25 protein-coding genes and 1 riboswitch are annotated in these 23,322 nt (G+C 66.7%); of the genes, 17 read left to right on the forward strand and 8 right to left on the reverse strand.

Annotation, left to right across the window (positions count from 1 at the left end; all coding sequences use genetic code 11):
- Positions 1 to 2: 2 nt before the first annotated feature.
- Genes lptB through P0M04_RS06650 form a run of 5 tightly spaced genes read right to left on the reverse strand, consistent with a single transcriptional unit; the run spans position 3 to position 3,561 of the window.
- Positions 3 to 797 carry an LPS export ABC transporter ATP-binding protein gene (gene lptB, locus P0M04_RS06630; RefSeq protein ID WP_371877247.1) on the reverse strand — a complete coding sequence of 265 codons (795 nt, stop codon included), beginning with the start codon at positions 795 to 797 and terminating at the stop codon, positions 3 to 5.
- Positions 794 to 1,360 (reverse strand): lipopolysaccharide transport periplasmic protein LptA, encoded by a 567-nt coding sequence (lptA, locus tag P0M04_RS06635; protein WP_259448154.1) that lies wholly within the window; start codon positions 1,358 to 1,360, stop codon positions 794 to 796. Before lptA ends, lptB begins: the two co-directional genes overlap by 4 nt.
- Before the next feature lie 13 nt (positions 1,361 to 1,373).
- Positions 1,374 to 1,997 carry an LPS export ABC transporter periplasmic protein LptC gene (gene lptC, locus P0M04_RS06640; protein WP_259448155.1) on the reverse strand — a complete coding sequence of 208 codons (624 nt, stop codon included), beginning with the start codon at positions 1,995 to 1,997 and terminating at the stop codon, positions 1,374 to 1,376.
- A gap of 8 nt (positions 1,998 to 2,005) precedes the next feature.
- On the reverse strand, positions 2,006 to 2,539 hold the full coding sequence (locus P0M04_RS06645; RefSeq protein ID WP_259448156.1) for a KdsC family phosphatase: 534 nt from the start codon (positions 2,537 to 2,539) through the stop codon (positions 2,006 to 2,008).
- Complete coding sequence (locus P0M04_RS06650; protein ID WP_371877248.1) at positions 2,539 to 3,561, reverse strand: KpsF/GutQ family sugar-phosphate isomerase; 1,023 nt, start codon at positions 3,559 to 3,561, stop codon at positions 2,539 to 2,541. The genes P0M04_RS06645 and P0M04_RS06650 overlap by 1 nt, the downstream gene beginning before the upstream one ends.
- 85 nt (positions 3,562 to 3,646) lie before the next feature.
- On the opposite strand from P0M04_RS06650, the gene P0M04_RS06655 reads away from it, so the two are divergent.
- The 4 genes from P0M04_RS06655 (at position 3,647) to P0M04_RS06670 (ending at position 8,581) form a co-directional block, all read left to right on the forward strand.
- The gene (locus P0M04_RS06655; protein ID WP_259448158.1) at positions 3,647 to 5,629 is read left to right on the forward strand and encodes a monovalent cation:proton antiporter family protein; all 1,983 of its coding nucleotides are present in this window, start codon (positions 3,647 to 3,649) and stop codon (positions 5,627 to 5,629) included.
- A 134-nt stretch (positions 5,630 to 5,763) separates the two neighbouring features.
- Positions 5,764 to 6,327, forward strand: a complete 564-nt coding sequence (locus P0M04_RS06660) for a LysE family translocator (protein ID WP_259448159.1) — start codon at positions 5,764 to 5,766, stop codon at positions 6,325 to 6,327.
- 9 nt (positions 6,328 to 6,336) lie between these two features.
- A complete protein-coding gene (locus P0M04_RS06665) occupies positions 6,337 to 7,773 on the forward strand; it encodes an aminotransferase-like domain-containing protein (protein WP_259448160.1) in 1,437 nt (478 codons plus the stop codon).
- 85 nt (positions 7,774 to 7,858) lie between these two features.
- Positions 7,859 to 8,581 carry a PhzF family phenazine biosynthesis protein gene (locus tag P0M04_RS06670; RefSeq protein ID WP_281042386.1) on the forward strand — a complete coding sequence of 241 codons (723 nt, stop codon included), beginning with the start codon at positions 7,859 to 7,861 and terminating at the stop codon, positions 8,579 to 8,581.
- Positions 8,582 to 8,593: 12 nt separating this feature from the next.
- Here P0M04_RS06670 and P0M04_RS06675 read toward each other — a convergent pair whose 3' ends face one another.
- Positions 8,594 to 9,712 carry a GGDEF domain-containing protein gene (locus P0M04_RS06675; protein WP_259448162.1) on the reverse strand — a complete coding sequence of 373 codons (1,119 nt, stop codon included), beginning with the start codon at positions 9,710 to 9,712 and terminating at the stop codon, positions 8,594 to 8,596.
- 96 nt (positions 9,713 to 9,808) lie between these two features.
- Positions 9,809 to 10,399 carry a prolyl oligopeptidase family serine peptidase gene (locus P0M04_RS06680; RefSeq protein WP_259448163.1) on the reverse strand — a complete coding sequence of 197 codons (591 nt, stop codon included), beginning with the start codon at positions 10,397 to 10,399 and terminating at the stop codon, positions 9,809 to 9,811.
- A gap of 154 nt (positions 10,400 to 10,553) precedes the next feature.
- Here P0M04_RS06680 and P0M04_RS06685 point away from each other — a divergent pair, with 154 nt between their 5' ends.
- The 8 genes from P0M04_RS06685 (at position 10,554) to P0M04_RS06720 (ending at position 17,814) form a co-directional block, all read left to right on the forward strand.
- A complete protein-coding gene (locus tag P0M04_RS06685; protein ID WP_259448164.1) occupies positions 10,554 to 11,303 on the forward strand; it encodes a GntR family transcriptional regulator in 750 nt (249 codons plus the stop codon).
- Between the two features lie 27 nt (positions 11,304 to 11,330).
- The gene (locus P0M04_RS06690; RefSeq protein WP_259448165.1) at positions 11,331 to 13,061 is read left to right on the forward strand and encodes a fumarate reductase/succinate dehydrogenase flavoprotein subunit; all 1,731 of its coding nucleotides are present in this window, start codon (positions 11,331 to 11,333) and stop codon (positions 13,059 to 13,061) included.
- A gap of 13 nt (positions 13,062 to 13,074) precedes the next feature.
- Entirely contained in the window at positions 13,075 to 13,308 is a 234-nt protein-coding gene (locus P0M04_RS06695) for a 4Fe-4S dicluster domain-containing protein (protein ID WP_036238885.1), read from the forward strand.
- A 34-nt stretch (positions 13,309 to 13,342) separates the two neighbouring features.
- Positions 13,343 to 14,737 (forward strand): ABC transporter substrate-binding protein, encoded by a 1,395-nt coding sequence (locus tag P0M04_RS06700; RefSeq protein ID WP_259448166.1) that lies wholly within the window; start codon positions 13,343 to 13,345, stop codon positions 14,735 to 14,737.
- 146 nt (positions 14,738 to 14,883) lie between these two features.
- Entirely contained in the window at positions 14,884 to 15,705 is an 822-nt protein-coding gene (locus tag P0M04_RS06705) for an ABC transporter permease (RefSeq protein WP_259448167.1), read from the forward strand.
- Positions 15,702 to 16,544, forward strand: coding sequence for an ABC transporter ATP-binding protein (locus P0M04_RS06710; protein ID WP_259448168.1), 843 nt, complete (start codon positions 15,702 to 15,704; stop codon positions 16,542 to 16,544). The genes P0M04_RS06705 and P0M04_RS06710 overlap by 4 nt, the downstream gene beginning before the upstream one ends.
- Positions 16,545 to 16,567: 23 nt before the next feature.
- Positions 16,568 to 17,533: a HEAT repeat domain-containing protein gene (locus P0M04_RS06715; protein ID WP_259448169.1), complete on the forward strand. Its 966-nt coding sequence runs from the start codon at positions 16,568 to 16,570 to the stop codon at positions 17,531 to 17,533.
- A complete protein-coding gene (locus P0M04_RS06720) occupies positions 17,530 to 17,814 on the forward strand; it encodes a DUF971 domain-containing protein (RefSeq protein ID WP_259448170.1) in 285 nt (94 codons plus the stop codon). The genes P0M04_RS06715 and P0M04_RS06720 overlap by 4 nt, the downstream gene beginning before the upstream one ends.
- Here the strand turns inward: P0M04_RS06720 and P0M04_RS06725 are convergent.
- Positions 17,811 to 18,656, reverse strand: a complete 846-nt coding sequence (locus tag P0M04_RS06725; protein WP_259448171.1) for an MOSC domain-containing protein — start codon at positions 18,654 to 18,656, stop codon at positions 17,811 to 17,813. The two genes, P0M04_RS06720 and P0M04_RS06725, sit on opposite strands and share 4 nt — an antisense overlap.
- A 134-nt stretch (positions 18,657 to 18,790) precedes the next feature.
- Positions 18,791 to 18,894, forward strand: a riboswitch (TPP riboswitch).
- A 78-nt stretch (positions 18,895 to 18,972) separates the two neighbouring features.
- Here P0M04_RS06725 and thiC point away from each other — a divergent pair.
- From thiC to thiE, 5 genes are read left to right on the forward strand one after another with little or no spacing between them, the layout of a single operon-like run.
- Positions 18,973 to 20,886 (forward strand): phosphomethylpyrimidine synthase ThiC, encoded by a 1,914-nt coding sequence (gene thiC / locus P0M04_RS06730; RefSeq protein ID WP_259448172.1) that lies wholly within the window; start codon positions 18,973 to 18,975, stop codon positions 20,884 to 20,886.
- Positions 20,887 to 20,890: 4 nt separating this feature from the next.
- Positions 20,891 to 21,094 carry a sulfur carrier protein ThiS gene (gene thiS, locus P0M04_RS06735; protein WP_105378838.1) on the forward strand — a complete coding sequence of 68 codons (204 nt, stop codon included), beginning with the start codon at positions 20,891 to 20,893 and terminating at the stop codon, positions 21,092 to 21,094.
- A gap of 23 nt (positions 21,095 to 21,117) precedes the next feature.
- Positions 21,118 to 21,912 carry a thiazole synthase gene (locus tag P0M04_RS06740; protein ID WP_259448173.1) on the forward strand — a complete coding sequence of 265 codons (795 nt, stop codon included), beginning with the start codon at positions 21,118 to 21,120 and terminating at the stop codon, positions 21,910 to 21,912.
- A complete protein-coding gene (thiD, locus tag P0M04_RS06745; RefSeq protein ID WP_259448174.1) occupies positions 21,912 to 22,676 on the forward strand; it encodes a bifunctional hydroxymethylpyrimidine kinase/phosphomethylpyrimidine kinase in 765 nt (254 codons plus the stop codon). Before P0M04_RS06740 ends, thiD begins: the two co-directional genes overlap by 1 nt.
- 10 nt (positions 22,677 to 22,686) lie before the next feature.
- Positions 22,687 to 23,292 (forward strand): thiamine phosphate synthase, encoded by a 606-nt coding sequence (gene thiE / locus P0M04_RS06750; RefSeq protein ID WP_259448175.1) that lies wholly within the window; start codon positions 22,687 to 22,689, stop codon positions 23,290 to 23,292.
- Positions 23,293 to 23,322 lie beyond the last annotated feature (30 nt).

Consider the following 23,322-nt stretch of genomic DNA (forward strand, 5'->3'; position numbering starts at 1 on the left):
GACTACATTCGGAAGTGTTCGCCCAGGTAGACGCGGCGCACCGATTCGTTGGCGATGATGTCGTCGGGTCGGCCGGATGCCAGCACCGCCCCCTGGTTGATGATGTAGGCGCGGTCGCAGATGCCCAGCGTCTCGCGCACATTGTGGTCCGTGATCAGCACGCCGATGCCGCGCTCCTTCAGGAAGCGCACGATACGTTGGATCTCGATGACGGCAATTGGATCCACGCCGGCGAACGGTTCGTCCAGCAGCACGAAGCGCGGATTGGTCGCGAGCGCGCGCGCGATCTCCACACGGCGGCGTTCGCCACCGGACAGCGACAGCGCCGGACTCTCGCGCAGCTTCTCGATCTGCAGCTCGGCCAGCAGCTCGTCGAGACGTTCGGTGATGCGCGCCTTGGTGAGCGGCTTGCCGTTCTCGCGCTGCAATTCCAGCACGGCGCGGATGTTCTCTTCCACCGTCAGCTTGCGGAACACCGACGCTTCCTGCGGCAGGTACGACAGACCCAGCAGCGCGCGCCGGTGGATCGGCAGGCTCGTGATGTCGGTGCCGTTGATGTCGATGCTGCCGGCGTCCGACGGCACGAGGCCCACGATCATGTAGAACGACGTCGTCTTGCCCGCGCCGTTCGGACCCAGCAGGCCGACGACCTCGCCGCATGCGACCTGCAGCGACACGTCACGGACGACGAGGCGCTTGCCATAGCTCTTCTGCAGCCCCTTGACGACGAGCGTGCTGCCGCCGCATTCGGCCGGCGGCGCCTGCGTCCCTGCTTCCATCGTGCGCGCCTCCGTCATTGCTTGCCTGCCGGAGCGGGGGCCGGTGCCGCCGTCGCGCGGCGCGGCTGCAGCGTGATGCTGCCGCGGCCGTTGCCCGGCTTGTCCGTGCCGTTGGCGTCGTTCAGGCCAAGCAGCTTCTCGTTGCGGTTGTCGTAGGAAATGAATTCGCTGGCCATCTCCTGCGTGACCTTCTTGCCCTCGAGCTGGCGGATGACGGCCTTCGAGAACAGCTTCACGAGGTCGCTGCGCTCGTCGTATTCGATGCGCTGGGCCTGGCCTTCGCCCCACAGGTCGGGGCCGCCGTCGCGCTTCTGGCGGAAGGTCGCGAGCTTGCCGGGATTGGCCGTGAGGATGAAGGTGCGCCAACCGTCCGGCGCTACCTTGACCTCGGCGCGGTCGGATTTCAGGATCATGGTGCCGCGCGTGATGATGACGTTGCCGGTGGCGACGTAATTCTGCGTCACCTGGTCGACGTTGGCGTTGTCGAACGCAATGTCGACGGGCTTGAGCGCGTCCGCCTTTTCGGCCGAGGCAGCCAGCGGCACCAGCAGGAAGATGGCGGCGGCGAGTATTTTTTTCATTCGATTGTCCTCTCTAATGGCTTGCCTGAGGGCTTGCGCGCGACTGGCGTGGCGGATAGGTCATCTTGCCGCGGCCACCCAGCGCGATCTGCTGCGTGGCGTTGTTGGCCACCATGCCCACCGCGTCGACCGATGCGGCGCCGAGCGTCATGTGGACCGGCTTGTCGGTCTTCGCGATCTCGTCGTCCGGCAGGATCGTCAACACCTCGGTGCGGATCCGCATCGGCTCCGCACCCGGGGCGGCCGGACGCCGGATGTCGACGTTGCCCGTCAGGTCGATCTGGTTCTGGTTCTGGCTCACGAGCGCGCTGTTGGACGTCATCGTCATCGGCGGATGCTCGTCGGTGAGACTCTGCACGACCGGCTTGTCGACGAGCGCCGTATTGTCGACCGGGCGGTGCGTCAGGCGTTCGCCCGAGATCACGTAGCGCGGCTTGCCGGCCTCCGACATGCGCACCCAGCTGAAGTTGTCGACGATGTAGTCCGGCTCGTTGCCGGCATTGAAGCCCGCCGCGTTCTCATCGCCCTGCATCACCTGCACGAGCCAGAAGCTGCCGAACGCGCAAAACACGGCGAACAGCATCAGGAGCAGCAGGCGCCAGCGGTGCGCGGTACGCTTGTAGCTTGCGGGAGCCATGGTTTCTCTTATCCGAAGTAAGGCGCGAGCGCCTGTTCGTAGGTGCCCTGGGCACGCATCACCATGTCGCAGACTTCGCGCACGGCGCCGCGGCCGCCCGGGTTCTTCGTCACATAATGGGCGCGGTACTGCACTTCCGGATGCCCGCTCGGCACCGTCACCGCAAAGCCCACACGTGTAAACAGCGGCAGGTCGATCACGTCGTCGCCGATGTAGCCGCACTCCTCCGCCGTCACGCCGGTCTTGTTCAACAGCTCGGCGAACGCGAGGCGCTTGTCGTGCTGCCCCTGGAACACGTGCGTGATCCCGAGATCGCTAGCTCGCTTGATGACGATGGGCGACGTGCGCGCGCTGATGATCGCCGTCTGTACGCCGGTGCGGTTCAGCAGCTGGATGCCGAGGCCGTCCAGCACGTAGAACGTCTTCGTGACTTCGCCGTCCGGGCCATAGGTCAGGCTGCCGTCGGTGAGGACGCCGTCGACGTCGAAGATCATGACTTTCACGCGCGCCGCGCGCTCCATGTGTGCCAGCGGAGTCACCATCAGATCACCTTGGCGCGCGTGAGGTCGTGGATGTGCAGTGCGCCCACCAGCACGCCGTCCGCATCGGTGACGAGCATCTGGTTGATGCGGAATTCTTCCATCACGGCGACGGCATCCACCGCCAGCTGTTCCGGATGCACGCGGCGCGGATTCGGATGCATCACGTCGCGGATCACGAGCTTGCTGAAATCCTGGGCTTTTTCGATCAGGCGGCGCAGGTCGCCGTCCGTGAACACGCCGACGGGGCGGCCGGCATCGTCGACGATGGCCGTCATGCCCATGCCCTTGTGCGAGATTTCCAGCAGCGCGTCCGTGAGGAGCGCGTCCGGTTTCACCTTCGGCACCGCGTCGCCGCTGCGCATCACGTCGCGCACGTGCGTGAGCAGGCGGCGTCCGAGCGCGCCGCCCGGATGCGAGCGTGCGAAATCGTCCGATTTGAAGCCGCGCAGTTCGAGCAGCGCGACGGCCAGCGCATCGCCCAGCGCGAGGGTCGCGGTGGTGCTGGCGGTCGGCGCCAGGTTCAGCGGGCAGGCTTCCTTCTCGACGGCCACGTCCAGGTGCACGTCCGCCGCCAGGGCCAGGCTCGATTCGGGCTTGCCCGTGATGGCGATGACGGGCACGTTCATGCGCTTGACGGCCGGGATCACGATGGCCAGTTCGCTGCTTTCGCCGGAATACGAGATGGCGATCAGCACGTCCTGCGCCGTCACCATGCCGAGGTCGCCGTGCGCGGCTTCGCCCGGGTGCAGGAACAGTGCCGGGGTGCCGGTCGAGGCCAGCGTCGCGGCGATCTTGCGGCCGATGTGGCCCGACTTGCCCATGCCCGACACGACGACGCGGCCTTTGCACGCCATCATCAGCGCGACGGCGCGCGGCACGCTGTCGTCGCGGCCGAGGCGCGCGGACAGCTTGCGGATCGCCTCGCCTTCGATATCCAGCGCCTCGCGGGCCAGTTCCAGCGCCCGCTGGGCCTGGGCCTCGTTAAAACTTGTCAGCATTATTTTTTCATCGGTTACACTCATAGACAAAGTATATCCGAATTGGGAAAGCAAAAAACTTGCCAGACGTAACAAACAACATATTTACGGGACCTCGCCGTCGCGCCACATGACCTCAGGCCTCGAACTCACTCTGCTTTTGCTGGGCAGCGCGGTCCTCGGCGTCGTCGCGTTCCGCATGCTGCACCTGCCGCCGATGCTGGGCTATCTCGCCGTCGGCGTGCTGATCGGCCCCCACGCGCTGGCCCTCGCCGACAACGGCACTACGACGCAGGCCCTGGCCGAATTCGGCGTCGTCTTCCTCATGTTCTCCATCGGGCTGGAATTCTCGCTGGCCCAGCTGCGCGCCATGCGCCGCATCGTGTTCGGGCTCGGGCTCGCGCAGGTCGTGCTGACGATCGTCGTGACGGTGCTCGTGTCGCTGTGGACGCGCTACCTGCCGCCCTCGATGCAGATCGGCTGGCAGGCCGCGCTGGCGCTGGGCGGGGCGCTGGCGATGTCGTCGACGGCCATCGTCTCGAAGCTCCTGACGGAACGGCTGGAACTGGAAAGCGAACATGGACGCCGCATCATCGGCATCCTGCTGTTCCAGGACCTCGCCGTCGTGCCGCTGCTGATCCTGATCCCGTCGCTGGCGAAACCGGCCGAGGAACTCGCGATGACGCTCGCGTGGGCCGGCATCAAGGCCGCCGCCGTGCTGGCGCTGCTGCTGTTCTTCGGCCAGAAGCTGATGCGCAAGTGGTTCAACATCGTCGTCAAGCGCCGCTCACAGGAACTGTTCATGCTGAACCTGCTGCTCGTGACCCTGGGCGCGGCCGCGATCACGGAACACGCGGGCCTGTCGATGGCGCTGGGCGCGTTCGTGGCCGGCATGCTGATCTCCGAGACGCCCTACAAGCATCAAGTGGAAGAGGACATCAAGCCGTTCCGCGACGTGCTGCTGGGCCTCTTCTTCATCACCATCGGCATGCTGCTGAACGTGCAGCTCGTGCTCGAGAACTGGTGGGTCGTCCTGCTCCTGCTGGCCGTGCCCGTGATGCTGAAATTCGCGCTGATCGCGCTGCTGGCCAAGGCGTTCGGCTCCACCGACGGCGTCGCCATGCGCACGGGCCTCGCGCTCGCGCAGGCCGGCGAATTCGGCTTCGTGCTGCTGAGCCTCGCATCGGGTTCGCACCTGATCGCCCCGTTCATCATCCAGCTCGTGCTCGCGTCGATGGTGTTGTCGATGCTGGTCGCGCCGTTCGTCATCGCGAACATGGACAAGCTCGTGATGAAGGTGGCGACCAACGAATGGATGCTGCAATCGCTGCAGCTGACGCAGATCGCGAGCCGCACGATGGCCACCCAGAAGCACGTGATCATCGCCGGCTTCGGCCGCAGCGGCCAGTCGCTGGCCACCCTGCTGTCGGAAGAAAAGCTGCCGTGGTACGCGCTCGACCTCGACCCCGAGCGGGTGCAGGAAGCGCGCACGGCCGGCATCAACGTCTCGTACGGCGACTGTACGCGCCGCGAAGCGCTGATCGCGGCCGGCATCAACCGCGCCAGCGCCCTCGTGATCACGTTCGCGGACACCCGCCTCGCGGTCAAGGTGCTGCACCTCGTGCACGAGCTGGCGCCGAAGCTGCCCGTCATCGTGCGCGCCCACGACGACACGGAACTCGACGTGCTGAAAAAAGCCGGCGCCACCGAGGTCGTGCCGGAAGCGCTGGAATCGAGCCTGATGCTGGCCTCGCACGCGCTGGTCGTGATGGGCGTGCCGCTGCGCCGCGTCGTGCACCGCGTGCAGGCCGCGCGCGACGAGCGCTACGCGTCGCTGCGCGGCTTCTTCCATGGCGCCAGCGACATCGCGGACGGCACGGAACACAACTACGTGCGCCTGCATTCGGTGACCCTGCGCGACGACGCCGGCGCCGTCGGGCGCTGCATCGCGGAGCTGGAGCTGGACGAAGTGGGCGCCGAAGTCACGGCCGTGCGGCGCGGGAGCGACCGTATCGAGCCGACGCCGGAGACGGAATTGCGGGCGGGGGATGTGGTGGTCCTGCGGGGAACGGGCAACGCGGTCACGCGCGCCGAGGGACGGTTGCTGCGCTGACTGTAGCAGCCGCTCGACTGATACAGCATGTGCCTGTACGGGGCGCCTTGTGCCTTGTCCCTGCCGTGCCGTGCTTCTAGACTGGGGCCTTCTCCACGTTGGGACTGCCTGCCATGACCGAACTCCTGCCTCTGATGAGCTATTGCCTTGTGATGTCCGCCACGCCCGGGCCGAACAACGTCATGCTTGCCACCACGGGCGCCAGTTTCGGCTATCGCGGTGCGCTGCCGGTTATCCTCGGCATCCAGGCCGGTATCTTTGTGCAGACCATGCTCGTGTGCGCGGGGCTGGGCAGCCTGTTCGTCGCGTACCCGATGGCGCAGCAGGTACTGCGGATCGCGGGTGCGCTGTACCTGATGTTCCTGGCCTGGAAGCTTGCCGGCGCCTCGGTGGCAGGCACCGGCGCACCGAAGCCCGTGTCCTTTACGCAGGCGGCGCTGTTCCAGGCGCTGAACCCCAAGAGCTGGCTCAAGGCGATCACCATCGCATCGGTCTTCATGCCTGCGCAGAGCAACATGCTCGCCAGCGCGCTGCTGGTGTCCATGATCGGCACCATGGTGGGCATGCCGTGCAGCGTCATGTGGGCGCTGTTCGGCGTCTCGATCCGCAGCGTGCTGAAGGCGTCCCGCAGCCAGCGCATCTTCAACCTGGCGATGGGGACCATCCTGGTGGTCCTCGCCGTGATGTGTTTACGCTAGACTCCCACGATGTTCCCCATCGACCGCTCCTCACCCATCGCCCTGTTCGAGCAGATCGAGGCCGCATTGCGCCAGCAGATCGCGCAACGCGTCCTGCCTGGCGGGACCAGGCTGCCGTCGATCCGCCAGCTCGCCACGCAGCTCTCGGTCAGCACCAACACCGTGGTGATGGCTTACGACAGGCTGGTGGCCGCAGGCGTCATCGATACGCACGGCACCGCGGGCTTCTTCGTCCGCGCACCGGCCGACGCCGGCCGCGCCGTTCCCGACGAGGTTGCGCTCGAGGCGGGCCAGGAGCAGGAGCCGGTCTGGCTGATCCAGCAGGCCAACGACCAGCGGCCGGGCGTGCTGCTGGCCAGCAGCGGCGCCTTGCCGCCCACCTGGCTGCAGGACGCGCTGCCGGCGGCCGCCGTGCAACGTGGCCTGGCGCGCAGCGCGGCCGGCATGGCCTCGCGCTGTCCGCCGCAAGGGCTGGCCGAACTGCGCGAGCAGATCGCGTTGCTGTTGCGCGGCATCGGCATCGCTGCGGACGCCAGCCACGTCCTCACCACCTTCGGCGGCACCCATGCAATCGACCTGATCTGCCGCACCTTTCTACAGCCCGGCGATACGGTGCTGGTCGAGGATCCGGGATACTTCCTGATGTTCGGCCGGCTGCGCCAGGACGGCGTGCGCCTGGTGCCCATCAAGCGCCGCCCCGATGGCCTCGACCTCGACGAACTGGAAGCTGCCTGCCGCGCCCACCGTCCGCGCCTGCTGTTCGTGCAAACGGCTTTGCACAATCCCACCGGGTGGAGCAGCAGCGCCACCAATCTGCACAAGGTGCTGATCATGGCGCAGCAGTACGGCTTCCTGATCGCCGAAGACGACGTGCACGGCCATTTCCAGCATGGCCACAGCACGCGGCTGGCATCGCTGTCCGGGCTGGATGGTGTGATTTACTACTCCAGCCTGTGCAAGGCGCTGAGCCCGGCCCTGCGCATGGGCTACCTGGCGGCGGCGCCCGCCTTGCTGAAGCTGTTAATGCGAACCAAGATCCACGCCATCATGACGTTACCGGCGTTGAACGAATACGTTCTGCTGGAAGTGCTCAAGGCCGGCAACCTGCGCAAGCACCTGGAGCGGCTGCAACGCAAGATCATGGCGGCGCGCAACGCCAGCACCCGGCAACTGAGCGCGGCCGGCGTGCTGTTCGAGCAGCCCGGCGACGCAGGCATTTTCTTGTGGGGCACCATGCCCGAAGGGCTGGACGTCGACTTGCTGGTGCAGGACGCCTACCGCAACAAGATCGTGATGATGCGCGGCGCCGCGTTCTCGGCCAACGACACGCCCGACCAGCACATCCGCTTCAACGTCGCCATCAGCCAGCATCCCCGCGTGAGCACCTATCTTGACGAACGCCTGCGCGCGGTGGCTGGCGCGCGCCGTTATCTCTCGAGCGTATGAACAGGTCAGTCATGAGTTTGCCAATCTTCCAAGTCGACACATTCACCAGCCAGCTATTTGGGGAAACCCGGCTGCCGTGATCTTGATGGAGACGTTTCCGGACGATGGGCTGCTGCATCGGATTGCTGCCGAAAACAACGTCCCCGAAACTGCCTTCCTGGTCCCGGACAATGGCAATTACCGCCTGCGCTGGTTCACGCCTACGGTCGAGGTCCCGCTGTGTGGCCATGCGACGCTTGCCAGCGCCGCGGTTGTAATGGAGCGGCTGCAGCCGGGACGCACGACGGTGACGTTCGATTCGGCGAGCGGGCCCCTGACCGTGAAGCGCCTGGGCGAACGGTACGTGATGAATTTTCCGGTGCGTGTGCCGCGATCGATACCAGTTCCGGAGGGGTTGGCGGAAGCATTGGGCATCGAGCCGGTGGAGACACTCGACGACGGTTTTAATTACATCGCAGTACTGCGCGAGATGGCGGCGGTACGCAGCCTGGCACCCGACATGACTGCGATCGCACGGCTCGACCGCCCCGGCGTCGTCGTCACCGCGCAGGGAGACCAGCGATGGGATTGTGTGAGCCGATATTTCGCTCCAACCAAAGGCATACCGGAAGACCCGGTGACCGGCGGAGCGCACTGCGGACTTGCGCCGTACTGGAGTACACGTTTGGGAAAGCGTGAACTGCGCGCATTCCAGGCGTCACCGCGGGGTGGCGAACTGACGTGCCGGCTGGTCGGAGACCGTGTCGAGCTGGAAGGCGCGTGTGTGTTTTATCTGGAAGGCAGGATCGCTGTTCCCGTCGGACTGTAACGGTCAAGCGTATCAAGCCCGGGCGACGACGCGGTTGCGTCCACCTTCCTTGGCTTGATAGAGCGCCTGGTCGGCCTGCGCGACGAGCTGCTGCGCCACGCCCTCGATCGCATGGTCCCGCTCGAAATCGTCGAGGGTCGCCACGCCGATCGACACCGACACGGCCAGCGTCTCCCCTTCAGGCATCACGAACGGCTTCTCCGCCACGCTGGCGCGGATGCGCTGGGCGACCATGCTCGCGCTGCCCAGGTCCGCATCGATCAGCAGCACGACGAATTCCTCGCCGCCGAAGCGGCCCAGCGCATCCGTCATGCGCAGCTCCGCCTTGATACGCGCCGCGACTTCGCGCAGCACGTCGTCGCCGGCCAGGTGGCCGTACGTGTCGTTGACCTGCTTGAACCAGTCGATGTCGATGTACATGCACGACAGCCGGTACGCCTGGCGCCGCGCCCGGGAAATCTCCTCGACGATGCGGCGGTCCATGTAGCGGCGGTTGTAGACGCCCGTCAGCGCATCGGTCAGGCCGATGTACTTCAGCATCTCGTTGCTGATCACGTTCTCCAGGCAGATCGCGATGATCGACGCCATGTGCTCGACGAAGTCCGTCCCGAGCAGCGGCGTGAAGCGGCCCGGGTCGCGGCTGCCCAGGTTCAGGCTGCCGATCAGCCGTTTATTCCGCAGCAGCGGCACCATCGCCACGCTGGCCAGGCCCGCCGGAGGATGCGGAAAGGCGTGACGTTGCGTGGCCGCGTCGAACGGTAACATCCGCGGTTTCGGCGTGCGGCCGGCGGACAGGTCGTAGCCGAGTCCGTCGGCGTTTTCATGGAACAGCAGATTGGGGAACGCCTCGAAATCCACGCCCAGCTTGTGCATGACGGTATAGATGTCGGCGCCCGTGTCGACGAGCGACAGGGTGACGGCGTCGAGGTCGGAGACCACGGGCAGCAGGCGGAAGATGGTACCGACCAGTTCTGTGAAGGTGCTTGCGCCGACGATTTCCAGGTCGAACGCCTGGTGCCGCATCATGATGGCGTGGTTGCCCTCGGCCTGGTCCATCAGGCTGGCCAACTGGCGGCGCAAGGCCTCGTTCTCGGCGATGAGTTCGCGCACACTGGCGCCGCGCTCGTGCATGTGTGGTTCCCCTTCAGCAAGAAACCCTAATTTACGCGAACTTACGCGGCTTGAAAACGAAAATGATGAGGTAAGGCCAACAACATTGCCAAGATGTCATCTTGTTGTTGCGTGCACCGCGTCCCGGGCCCGTTCCAGCAGCGGCGATGCCAGCAGGTGGACGGCACGCGGCACGAGGTCCAGCCGCACGTCCGCCCCGAGCGCGGCGAGGCGCTCGAACATCCGTTCGCTGTGCTGCACGGGCACCGTCCGGTCCATGCGGCCGTGCACGAGCGTGACGGCCGTGCGCCGCTCCCAAACGTCCGGCAGCGGCGCGCAGCGTCCCGCGATGGCGACGACGTGGCGCGCCAGATAGCGGTCCTGGCATGCGGCCAGCGCCATGATCGCGCCTTGCGAAAAGCCCGCCAGCACCGTCTGTTCCGCGCCCACGCCATGCGTGCGCTGTAAGTCTTCGATGGTCGCGACGAATGCCGGCAGCGCGGCGCGGATGCGGCCCGGACGGTTTTCTTCCGTGATGCCGGCGACGGACATCCATTGGAAACCCGCGCCGCCGCGGTCGCAGGGGTGGGCGGCGGGCGGCGCGACGACGCGCGCTTGCGGGTCGTGCGCGGTGACCAGGTCGGCCAGCGGCGCCATGTCGGCGGGAGTTTGGCCTACGCCATGGAGCAGGACGATCAGGGAATGCATCCGCGCAGTCTAACGCATCCGCCGCATATCGATATACGCCCACCGACTCAGGCGTTTTCCAAATTAACAAGCGCGAAACCATTCGTTCCAGCGGGGAGTGCTCGTCGATACCATCCTTGCAATCATGACTTGTCATGACAGGACATACCAGACCATGACCATCGCCACCTTACGCGCCATCGAACCATCCGCCATCCCGCTGTATTCGCAAGTCCGTGAACGGCTGCGCGAACGCATCGTCGACGGCACCTACGCCCCGCAGGCCCGGCTGCCGTCCGAAAGCGAGATCGGCACCCTCCTCGGCGTGAGCCGCATCACCGTGCGCCAGGCGCTGGGCGACCTGCAGAAGGAAGGCGTGATCGTCAAGGTGCCCGGCAAGGGGACGTTCGTCGCGGAGACCCGCCCGAGCCAGGAACTGGCGCGGCTGGAAGGCTTCGGCGAAGCGATGTCGCGCAAGGGCCACCGGATCGTCAACCGCGTCGTGAAGCACGCGCTCGTCGAGGCATCGCCCCTTGTGGCGGCGCGGCTGCGCGTGGCGCCGGGCGCGCCGGTGACGGAGATCCACCGCGTGCGCTGGCTCGACCGCGAGCCGGTGTCGTTCGAGATCACGTACCTGCCGCCCGCGATCGGCGAGCGCCTGCGCGGCGAGAATCTCGCGGAGCGCGACATCTTCCTGATCCTGGAAGCCGACTATGGCATCACGCTGGGCCACGCAGACATCCAGATCGGTGCCATCAACGCGGATGTCGCGCTGGCGCAGGCGCTGCGCGTGGAACCGGGTGCCGCGCTGCTGCGCATCGAGCGCCTCACGTGGACGGCGGACGGCGTGCCGCTCGACTTCGAATACCTGTACGTCCGCGGCGAAGCCTTCCAGTACGCCCTGCGCCTGCCGCGCCACCCCTGACACCCATTTTTGAACCAGGAACCCGATATGGAAACGCATATTCAAACCGTCGACGTGCTCGTGATCGGCGGCGGCACGGCCGGCCCGATGGCCGCCGTGAAAGCCAAGGAAGCGAACCCGCAGCTGCGCGTGCTGTTGCTGGAAAAGGCCAACGTCAAGCGCAGCGGCGCCATCTCGATGGGCATGGACGGCCTCAACAACGCCGTCGTGCCGGGCTTCGCGACGCCGGAACAGTACGTCAAGGAGATCACCATCGCCAACGACGGCATCGTCAACCAGGCCACCGTGATGGCGTATGCGCAGAACAGCTACGCGATGATCCAGGAGCTGGACAGCTGGGGCGTGAAGTTCGAGAAGGACGAGACGGGCGACTACGCGATGCGCAAGGTCCACCACATGGGCACCTATGTGCTGCCGATGCCCGAGGGCCACGACATCAAGAAGGTGCTGTACCGCCGCCTGAAACGGGCACGCGTCGAGATCACCAATCGCCTCGTCGCCACCCGCCTGCTGACGGCCGAAGATGGTTCCATCGCGGGCGCGATGGCCTTCGACTGCCGCACGGGCGACTTCCACGTGATCCGCGCAAAGTCCGTCGTGCTGGCGACGGGCGCCGCCGGCCGTCTCGGCCTGCCGGCGTCGGGCTATCTGTTCGGCACCTACGAAAACGCGACCAACGCGGGCGACGGCTACAGCATGGCCTACCACGCGGGCGCCGAGCTGTCCGGCATCGAATGCTTCCAGATCAACCCGCTGATCAAGGATTACAACGGCCCCGCCTGCGCGTACGTCACCGGCCCGTTCGGCGGCCACACGACCAATGCGAAGGGCGAGCGCTTCATCGAATGCGATTACTGGAGCGGCCAGATGATGCAGGAGTTCTACGACGAACTCCAGGGCGGCAACGGCCCCGTCTTCCTCAAGATGAACCATCTGGCCGAGGAAACCATCCAGACCATCGAGACGATCCTGCACACGAACGAGCGCCCGAGCCGCGGCCGCTTCCACGAAGGCCGCGGCACGGACTACCGCGAGCAGATGGTCGAGATGCACATTTCCGAGATCGGCCTGTGCAGCGGTCACTCGGCGTCCGGCGTGTGGGTCGACGAGCATGCGCGCACGACGGTGCCCGGCCTGCACGCGGCCGGCGACCTCGCCTGCGTCCCGCATAACTACATGCTGGGCGCCTTCGTCTACGGCCGCCTGGCCGGCGAGAGCGCGGCCGCGTACTGCGCGGCGCACGAGCTGCCCGCCGTCGACGAGGCCCAGGTCGCGCTTGAGCGCGAGCGCGTGTGGGCACCGCTGGCGCGCGAGGACGGGCTGCCGCCGAACCAGGTCGAGTACAAGCTGCGCCGCATGGTCAACGACTACCTGCAGCCGCCGAAGGTGACGCGCAAGATGGAGATCGGCCTGCAGCGCTTCGAGATGATCCGCGCCGACCTGGATCGCCTCCAGGCGAGGAATCCGCACGAGTTGATGCGCGCGATGGAGATCCACGCGATCCGCGACTGCGCCGAGATGGCCGCGCGCGCGTCGCTGTACCGCACGGAGAGCCGCTGGGGCCTGTACCACAACCGCGTCGACTACCCGCAGCGCAACGATGCCGACTGGTTCGTGCACGTGCAGCTCAAGAAGCAGGATGGCGAGATGACCTGCTTCAAGCGCCCGATCGCCCCGTACATCGTTCCGCTCGACGACAACGAGAAGGACGCCTACCGCCGCCTGCGCGTGCACAAGACCGAAGCCCTCGCGGCCTGACCAGGAGAACCTCATGCCGACCACCATCAACATCACCAGCGTCCCCGTCACCGTCGACGAAGACAAATGCATCGCACACAAGGGCTGCACCGTGTGCGTGGACGTGTGCCCCCTCGACGTGCTGGCCATCGACATGGTCAAGGGCAAGGCCTACATGAAGTTCGACGAATGCTGGTACTGCATGCCGTGCGAGAAGGATTGCCCCACGGGTGCCGTCCACGTCGATATCCCTTATTTGCTTCGATAACTGCTGCGCTGAACCATCCAACGGAGAACAATAAATGAAATTCCTTGCCCTGTCCCTGCTGCTCGCCTTCGGTTCCGCCAACGCGGCCGAAACCATCCGTGTCGCCATCGGCACGCAGGACACGACCATCAACTGCGCCACCGGCGGCCTGCTGATCCGCGAGCTGCACCTGCTGGAAAAATACCTGCCGCACGACGGCAAGTACAAGGACGTCAAGTACGACATCGAGTGGAAGAACTTCACGTCGGGCGCACCGCTGACGAACGAGATGGTGGCCGGCAAGCTGGACCTCGGCTCGATGGCCGACTTCCCCGGCTCCTTCAACGGCGCCGCGCACGCCAAGGCGGGCAAGAAGAGCATCTTCATCACCGTCCTGTCGGGCAGCACGCTCGGTTCCGGCAACGGCATCGTCGTGCCGAAGAACTCGCCCGTGCAATCGCTGGCGGAACTGAAGGGCAAGACGATCTCCGTGCCGTTCGCCTCCACCGCCCACGGCATGCTGCTGCGCGCCGTGAAGGCGCAAGGCTGGGATCCGGAAAAGGACGTGAACATCACGACGCAGGCCCCGGAAGTCGCCGGCTCCGCCCTGCAAAGCAACAAGGTCGACGCGCACGCCGACTTCGTCCCGTTCGCCGAACTGTTCCCGCACCGCGGCTTCGCCCGCAAGATCTACGACGGCTCGCAGGCCCAGGCGCCGACGATGCACGGCAGCCTCGTCGACGCGGCCTATGCGAAGAAGTACCCGGAAATCGTCGTCGCCTACCTGCGCGCCGCCATCGAAGCGGACCGCCTGATCGCGGCCGAGCCGGAAAAATACAGTGAGCTGATCGCGAAAGTGACGGGCATCGAAGCGGAAGTGAACTACCTGTTCCACGGCCCGGTGGGCCTGCAAACGCGCGACTTCACGTGGAAGCCGGAATACCGCCAGGCCGTGAAAACGTCGATCGAGACCCTGCGGCTTCTGAAGCGCACGGATTCCGACATCGACGTCAACAGCTTCATCGACGACTCGTACCTCCGCACCGCGTTCAAACAGGCGGGCCTGGACTACGACATGCAGTTGAAGAACTACGAGAAGCTGCCGCTGAAGGCGAAGGATGCGGTAACGGGCAAGCCGATCGCGGACTTCCGCCACCTCACGCAGATCTGGGTCCAGGGCGAGCCGCTCGTGCGCCACTACGCGAGCGCCACCACCGCCATCGCCGAACTGCGCAAACTGGAACAGGCAGGCAAGAAGGTACGTACCGTGTATGCCCACGACCAGGGCTCGGGCCTGAAACTGCTGGCGGGCGACGCGTGGTTCGTCGTCGCGGCCGACGGCAAGGACGTCAGCGCCTATCTGCTGAAGGCGGATGCGCAGACGCAGGCGGCGAAGGTCAAAGGGAAAGTCGTCGACTTCGATACGCTCAAGGGCGGGAAATCGATCTGATGCCAATACCCGTTAGCGGATGATTCGTCATCCCCGCGCAGGCGGGGATCCAAGTTTTGCGGCCGTAGTCGAAGAAATTGGGTTCCCGCCTCCGCGGGAACGACGTTCAAACGCAGCGTTCCTATTCCAGTAACCCAGGAGCCTCAATGGACACAACCGCCCCTCGCACACTCGACCCGGCCCTGCTGCGCCGCGCGGGCCGCCTGCTGCTGCGCGCACTGTCGCTCGTCGCCTGCGTGGCGGCCTGGCAGTGGGCTTCAATGCACCACCTCGACCTCGGCCTGATCACGTTCCAGAACGTGCCGTCGCCGAAGGACGTGCTGGACGCCGCGACGACCCTGCTCGAATCGCCCAAGCTGGCGCTGCACCTGAAGGCCAGCGTGTGGCGCGTGTTCGCCGGCTTCGTGGCGGCGGGCATCGTCGGCATCGGGCTCGGTCTGTTCATCGGCCGTTCGCGCGTGCTGGAAGACGTGCTGCTGCCGCCGCTGGAAATGTTGCGCCCGATCCCGGCCGTCGCGTGGATCCCGCTGGCGATCCTGATGTTCCCGTCATCGGAATTGTCGATGGTGTTCATCACGTTCATCGGTGCGCTGTTCCCGATTCTCCTGAACACGGTCCACGGCGTGGAAGGCGCCGACCCGCGCCTGGTCGCGTCGTCGCGCAGCCTCGGCGCCGGCCGCTGGACCATCTTCTCGGAAGTGATCCTGCCGGCGGCCGCACCGAACATCGTCACGGGCCTGTCGATCGGCATGGGCACGGCATGGTTCTGCCTCGTGACGGCGGAGATGATCTCCGGCCAGTTCGGCATCGGCTATTACACGTGGGCCGCGTACACGATCCAGAACTATCCGGACATCGTCGTCGGCATGCTGTTCATCGGCGTCATCGGCATGGGCAGCAGCGCGCTCGTGAAAAAGATCGGCGATCTCGCCATGCCCTGGTACCACATGCAGAGGAAAAAACGATGAACCAGACCACCAACTTCGAGCGCGCGCAACTCGCGCAGGGCGGCGCCATCGAGATCGACAAACTCGGCATCCGCCTCGGCGAGGGATCGCAGGCGTTCGACGCCGTGCAGGACGTGTCGCTGTCCATCGCACCGGGCGAATTCGTGTGCGTGCTGGGTCCCTCGGGCTGCGGCAAGTCGACCCTGCTCGGCGCGCTGGCCGGCCACTGGACGCCGAGCCGCGGCAGCATCCACGTCGACGGCGCGCCCGTCGCCGGGCCGCATCCGGACCGCGGCCTCGTCTTCCAGCAGCACACGCTGTTCCCGTGGAAGAAGGTGCTCGACAACGTCGCCTTCGGTCTCAAGATGCAGGGCGTGGGCCGGCACGAGCGGCGCGAACGGGCGCGCGAGCTGCTGGGCCTCGTGGGCCTTGCCGGCTTCGAGGACCGCTACCCGATCCAGCTGTCGGGCGGCATGCAGCAGCGCGTCGAAATCGCGCGCGTGTTGATCAACCATCCGCGCGTGATGCTGATGGACGAACCGTTCGGCGCACTCGACGCGCAGACGCGCCTGAAAATGCAGGAACTGCTGCTGGACGTGTGGGCGCGCGTGAACACGACGATCATCTTCATCACGCACGACATCGACGAAGCGCTGTTCCTCGCCGACCGCATCCTCGTGATGAGCCCGCGGCCAGGCCGCATCATCGACGAGATCCGCCTCGACTTCGAACGCCCGCGCCATCCCGACGTCATGACGTCGAGCCACTTCACGCGCCTGAAGCGCCACTGCCTGGACCTGCTGCACCCGCAGGCCAGCATCACGCCGCTCGCACGCCTGAGCCCACTGGGCCCTCTCTGAACTCTGCCATGCAAGGACATACCGTGACTTCCGATTTTTACGACGACCCCGAACTCGCCGAACTGGCCGAACGCCTGCAGGACGATGACGCCACGGTGCGGCGCATCGCCTTGATGGACCTGGCCGACCTGGACGGCGATGCCCACGTGCCGCTGCTGCTGGCCGCGCTCGGCGACGATGCCGCCGTCGTGCGCACGGAAGCCGCACGGGCGCTGGAAGCCTTCGAGTCGCCGGCGACCGTGCGCGGCCTTGCGCGCCTGCTGTCGGACGAGGATGCCGACGTGCGCGCCGCCGCGGCCCAGAGCCTCTCCGAACTGAAGCTGCCGGAATCGGCGCAGGAACTGCTGCCGTTCATCGCGACCGACGATCCGTTCGTGCGCGCGGCCGCGCTGCGCGGCGTGCGCGAGCTGCGCGTGCCGGACAGTTTTGCGCCCGCGCTGGCGGCACTCGGCGATGCCGACCCGCTCGTGCGGCGCGAAGCGGTGACCGTGCTGGGTTACCTGAAACGTCTCGATGGAGTCGATGCACTGACGCGGCTGGCGATCCAGGACCCGGTGCCGGAAGTCCGGCGCGCCGCCGCGGGTGCGCTGGGCTTTGCCGAAGAGACGCCGGCCGTACTGGTCGCCCTGCTCGCTGCCCTGTCCGACCAGGCCTGGCAGGTGCGCGAGGAAGCGGCGACGACGCTCGGCAAGCTGCGCCTGCGCGACGCGGCGCCGGCCCTCATCGCCGCGCTGGACGACGCCTACTGGCAGGTGCGCCTGCGCGCCGCCCGCAGCCTGGGCCGCCTGCGCAACATCGATGCGCTGCCCGGCTTGACCGCCGCGCTCACGCACACGATCAGCAATTTGAGGAAGGAAGCGGCGCTGGCGCTGGGCGAAATCGGCTCGCCGGCCGCCCTGCCCGCGTTGCGCGCGGCGGAAAGCGACCCGGATCCGGAAGTGCGCAAGTCGGTGCGGCTCGCGCTCCAGCAGATCGGGGCGCAGGCATGACGGCGCTGCCGGAGACCATCGAGAACCACGCCGCGCAGGGCGTGCTGGCGCTGCACTGGCCGGACGGCCGCAGCGCCAGCGTCACGCACGCGCGGCTGCGCGCCCTGTGTCCGTGTTCCGAATGCCGTGCGCAGCGGCGGGCCGGGATCGACATCCGGGAAGATGCCGGCGTGCGCCTGGCCGCCATCGAACCTGTCGGTGCCTATGCGCTGAACCTGACGTTCAGCGATGGGCATCGGCGGGGCATTTACCCGTTCGAGATGCTGGCGACGTTCGATTAAAAGGCGATCTCGGTCGTCAATTCCTGCCCGAGATGCAGCTCGCGGCCGGCCCCCGACGTCACGATGCAATTCATGCCCAGGCACACGGCACCTTCCATGCGCGGATTGGCGCGGTAGGTCTGCAGGATGTCGAGCGGATCCGGTCCGCGGACACCCGTCGCCTGGTCGATGGACGGGATCGGGCAGCGCGCGCACGGCTTCACGGGACGGATCGCCAGGTCGCCGATCGTGAGCGTCGCCAGGAAATCCTCTTCGCAGGCATCGAGGCCGTCGACGACGAGATTCGGGCGGAAGCGGTCCATCGGCAGCGTATGGCGGCCGGCCGCGACGAGGCGCGCATTCAGGTCGTCCAGCGACGCCTGGCCGATCAGCAGCAGCGGATACCCGTCGGCGAAGCGCGTCTGCGCTTCCACGCCATCCGTCCACTTGGTGCTCGTCGGGCGCACGACGTCGCGGTGGAAACGCACGAGGCGGCACGGGGCTTGCACCGCGTTTGAAAACCAGTCGGCCGCCGCGTCGCCGCAATCGGCGGCGTCCACCGTGTCGTCCCAGATCTTCACCGTGCGTTTCGGCGCGGACTCGTCCCAGGCGAGCGGCAGCACCAGCGGATCCATGCCGGGCCCATGGACGCGCAGCGCGGCGCCGTCCGGCAGCGGCCGGATCAGCGACATGCGCGGATGCTCGCGCTGCGTGAGGAACTGGCCGTCTTCCGTCACCAGCATCCATTCGCGGTCGTGCACGCCCAGTGCGAACAGACCGGATTCGAGCACGGTGGCGGACCGGACGGCGATGCCGGCGCAGGATTTGATCGGGTACAGGAGCAGATGGGTGAGCAGGGCCATGGATCGGTTCGTTCTGATGGGATCTGGAGAGACAGGCCGATAGTATGCACCAATCCACACCGCGGTTCCTGTTTGCCAATCCCAAAAAACCCGCGTACACTCCGTCCCGTCGTTTCGTGGCCTGCACGAAACGACACCAATGCTAGGGGTCCTGCGCCGTCATCGATGGCGTGGGTGAGAAATACCCTCCGAACCTGATCTGGATAATGCCAGCGAAGGGAAGCTCGAAAAGTCTACGTGCACGTTCGTTCGCACTACGCATCTTCGTACTCCTTAAGCTGGATCGCCGATCTTCAGTGACCAACAAGGAGTACACTTGAACGCCGATCCGAAATTCCTCTCCGCCAGCGCCACCGTCGACGCCGCCGCTGTCGCGCCGCTGCCCAATTCCCGCAAGGTCTACGTGACGGGCAGCCGCCCGGACATCCGCGTGCCGATGCGCGAGATCACCCAGTCCGACACGCCCGCGTCCTTCGGCCATGAACCGAACCCGCCGGTGTGGGTCTACGACACGTCCGGCCCGTACACCGATCCGGACGCCGCCATCGACATCCGCTCGGGCTTGCCCGCGCTGCGCGCCGACTGGATCCGCGAGCGCGGCGACACCGAAGAACTGGCCGGCCCGTCGTCGCACTACGGCGTCGAACGCCTGAGCGACCCGAAGCTGGCCGAGCTGCGTTTCAATCTGCAGCGCAAGCCGCGCCGCGCCGTGCTTGGGCGCAACGTCACGCAGATGCATTACGCGCGCCAGGGCATCATCACGCCCGAGATGGAATACGTCGCCATCCGCGAAAACCTGCGCCGCCAGGAGTACCTCGCCGCCATGGAAGCTGCCGGCCCCACGGGCAAGCGCATGGCGCAGATGATCGGCCGCCAGCATCCGGGCCAGTCGTTCGGCGCCAGCATCCCGCGCGAGATCACGCCCGAATTCGTGCGCGAGGAGATCGCGAAGGGCCGTGCCATCCTGCCGAACAACATCAACCACCCGGAATCGGAACCGATGATCATCGGCCGCAACTTCCTCGTGAAGATCAACGCGAACATCGGCAACTCGGCCGTGACGTCGTCGATCGGCGAGGAAGTCGAGAAGATGACGTGGGCCACGCGCTGGGGCGGCGACACCGTGATGGACCTGTCGACCGGCAAGCATATCCACGAGACGCGCGAATGGATCATCCGGAACAGCCCCGTCCCCATCGGCACGGTGCCGCTGTACCAGGCGCTGGAAAAGGTGAACGGCAAGGCCGAGGACCTGACCTGGGAAATCTACCGCGACACGCTGATCGAGCAGGCGGAGCAAGGCGTCGACTACTTCACCATCCACGCCGGCGTGCGTCTGGCCTACGTGCCGATGACGGCGAACCGCCTGACGGGCATCGTCTCGCGCGGCGGCTCGATCATGGCCAAGTGGTGCCTCGCCCACCACAAGGAATCGTTCCTGTACACGCGTTTCGAAGAGATCTGCGAGATCATGAAGGCGTACGACGTCGCGTTCAGCCTGGGCGACGGGCTGCGCCCCGGCTCGATCTACGACGCCAACGACGAAGCGCAACTGTCCGAACTGAAGACGCTCGGCGAGCTGACGCAGATCGCGTGGAAGCACGACGTGCAGGTGATGATCGAGGGTCCGGGCCATGTGCCGCTGCAGCTCATCAAGGAAAACATGGACCTGCAGCTGGAGCAGTGCCACGAGGCGCCGTTCTACACGCTGGGGCCCCTGACCACCGACATCGCACCGGGCTACGACCACATCACGTCCGGCATCGGCGCGGCCAACATCGGCTGGTACGGCACGGCGATGCTGTGCTACGTCACGCCGAAGGAGCACCTGGGCCTGCCCGACAAGGACGACGTCAAGGACGGCATCATCACGTACAAGATCGCGGCGCACGCGGCCGACCTGGCCAAGGGCCATCCGGGCGCGCAGATCCGCGACAACGCGCTGTCGAAAGCCCGCTTCGAATTCCGCTGGGAAGACCAGTTCAACCTGGGCCTCGACCCGGACAAGGCGCGTTCCTTCCACGACGAGACCCTGCCCAAGGATTCCGCCAAGGTGGCGCACTTCTGCTCGATGTGCGGTCCTCACTTCTGCTCGATGAAGATCACGCAGGAAGTGCGCGACTACGCGGCCGGCCAGGGCATCGCCGCGAACGCCGCGCTGGAACAGGGCATGCAGGTGAAGGCCGTCGAGTTCATGAAGCGTGGCGCCGAGCTGTATCACAAGGAATAAGGGGATGGTCGAGATCGAACTGAACGGCGCCGCGCACACGCTGCCGGCGCAGGCCAGCCTGCACGACCTCGTGGAATCGCTGGGCCTCGCGGGACAGAAGCTCGCGCTGGCCGTGAACCGCCAGGTCGTCCCGCGCGAGCGCTGGCGCGACACGCCCTTGCAGGCGCGCGACCGCGTGGACGTGGTGCGCGCCATCGGCGGCGGCTGATCCTCAACGATACGGAGCACAACATGACAAGTACGACCCAAGCGGACCGGCCTTTGGTCATCGCCGGCAAGGCATACAACTCGCGCCTGCTGGTGGGCAGCGGCAAATACCGCGACCTGGAACAGACCCGCGCAGCGACCGAAGCATCGGGCGCCGACATCATCACGGTGGCGATCCGCCGCGTGAACATCGGCCAGAACGCGAACGAACCGAACCTGCTCGACGTGGTGCCGCCGTCGCGCTGGACCATCCTGCCCAACACGGCGGGCTGCTACAACGCGAACGACGCCGTGTACACCTTGCAGCTGGCGCGCGAACTGCTGAACGGCCACAAGCTCGTCAAGCTGGAAGTGCTGGGCGACGAGAAGACGCTGTTCCCGAACATGCCGGAGACGCTGATCGCCGCGCGCGAACTGGTGCGCGACGGCTTCGACGTGATGGTCTATTGCAGCGACGACCCGATCCAGGCACGCATGCTGGAAGACATCGGCTGCGCCGCGATCATGCCGCTCGCGTCGCTGATCGGTTCCGGCATGGGCATCCTGAATCCGTGGAACCTGTCGCTGATCATCGAGCAGACGCAGGTACCGGTGATCGTCGACGCGGGCGTCGGCACGGCGTCGGATGCGGCCATCGCGATGGAACTGGGCTGCGACGGCGTGCTGATGAACAGCGCCATCGCCGGCGCCAAGGATCCCGTGCGCATGGCCGGTGCGATGCGTCTCGCCGTGGAAGCGGGCCGCGAAGCGTATCTCGCCGGCCGCATGCCGCGCAAGTTCGCGGCGTCGCCGTCGTCGCCGATGGCGGGCCGGATCTGATGGACGCGGCCCTGCGGCCCTGCGTCCTCGTGTGCGCCGGCCTCGATCCGTCGGGCGGCGCCGGCATCCAGGCCGACATCGAAGCGATTTCGGCCCAGGGCGCGCACGCGCTGCCGCTCGTGACGGCGCTGACGGTCCAGGACAACAACGCCGTGCGCGAAGTGGTGCCCGTCGACGCGGGCCTGCTGCTGCGCCAGGCCGCCGTGCTGGCCGACACGATGCCCATCCACGCGGTGAAGATCGGCATCCCCGGCAACCGGGAAAACGCGGAAGCCATCGCCGGCATCGTGCGCATGCTGCGCGTGCGCCGGGCCGGGCTGCCGGTCGTCCTCGACCCGGTGCTGGCCAGCGGCCGCGGCGACAGCCTGGCGCGCGGCGATGCGCTGGCCGCGCTGGCGCCGCTGCTGGCCGTGACGACGCTGGTCGTGCCGAACCTGCCGGAAGCGGCGGCGCTGGGCATCTCCACGACGGGGGCCGACCTGCCCTGCCCTCACGTGCTGGTTACGGGCGGCCACGCCGACGGTGTCGATGTCGTCAACCGCTGGCTCTCGGCCGCCGGCGCGCGCGAATGGCGCTGGCCGCGGCTGCGCGGCGAATTCCACGGCAGCGGCTGCACGCTCGCATCGAGCATCGCGGCGCGCCTGGCGCTGGGCGACACGATGGCGCAGGCGCTCGAACTGGGCCAGCGCTACTGCGACCGGACGCTCGCGCATGCCTACGCCATCGCGCCGGGCCAGCGCATCCCGCGCCGCATCTATCCATAGGAGAACAAAAATGCGAGGTTTGTACCTGGTGACCCCGAACTGGGACGACACCGACCGCCTGCTGGAGGTGACGGAACAGGCGCTGCGCGCCGGCGCCGCGCTGATCCAGTACCGCCACAAGGATGCGGGACCTGAGCTGCGCCGCGAACAGGCATCCGCCCTGCTCGCGCTGTGCCGCCGCAACGGCCGGCCGCTGATCATCAACGACCACGTGATGTTGTGCACGGAGCTCGATGCGGACGGCATCCACGTGGGCGGCCTCGATGCACCGGTGGCGGCCGTGCGCGGCCTCGTCGGCCCGGACAAGATCGTGGGCGCGTCGTGCTACGGCGACCTGGAACTGGCGCGCCGCGCGCAGGGCGCGGGCGCGAGCTATGTCGCGTTCGGCGGATTTTACCCGTCGCTCGTGAAGAAGTATGCGGTGACGACGCCGCCGGACATCGTCCTGCAGGCCAAGGCCAGCCTGTGCGTGCCGGTGGTCGTCATCGGCGGAATGACGGCGGCGAACGCGCGGCCGCTCGTGTCGCGCGGGGCCGATATGGTCGCGGCGATCAGCAGTGTGGTGCAGGCGCCGGATCAGTATTCCGCGGCGCGGGAGTTCGTGGCGCTGTTTTGAGCGGCCTGCGGCCCCGGAACGTCGCCCCCG

Origin of the sequence: Telluria mixta (assembly GCF_029223865.1) — a bacterium.
In the GTDB taxonomy this organism is placed as follows: Bacteria; Pseudomonadota; Gammaproteobacteria; order Burkholderiales; family Burkholderiaceae_D; genus Telluria; species Telluria mixta.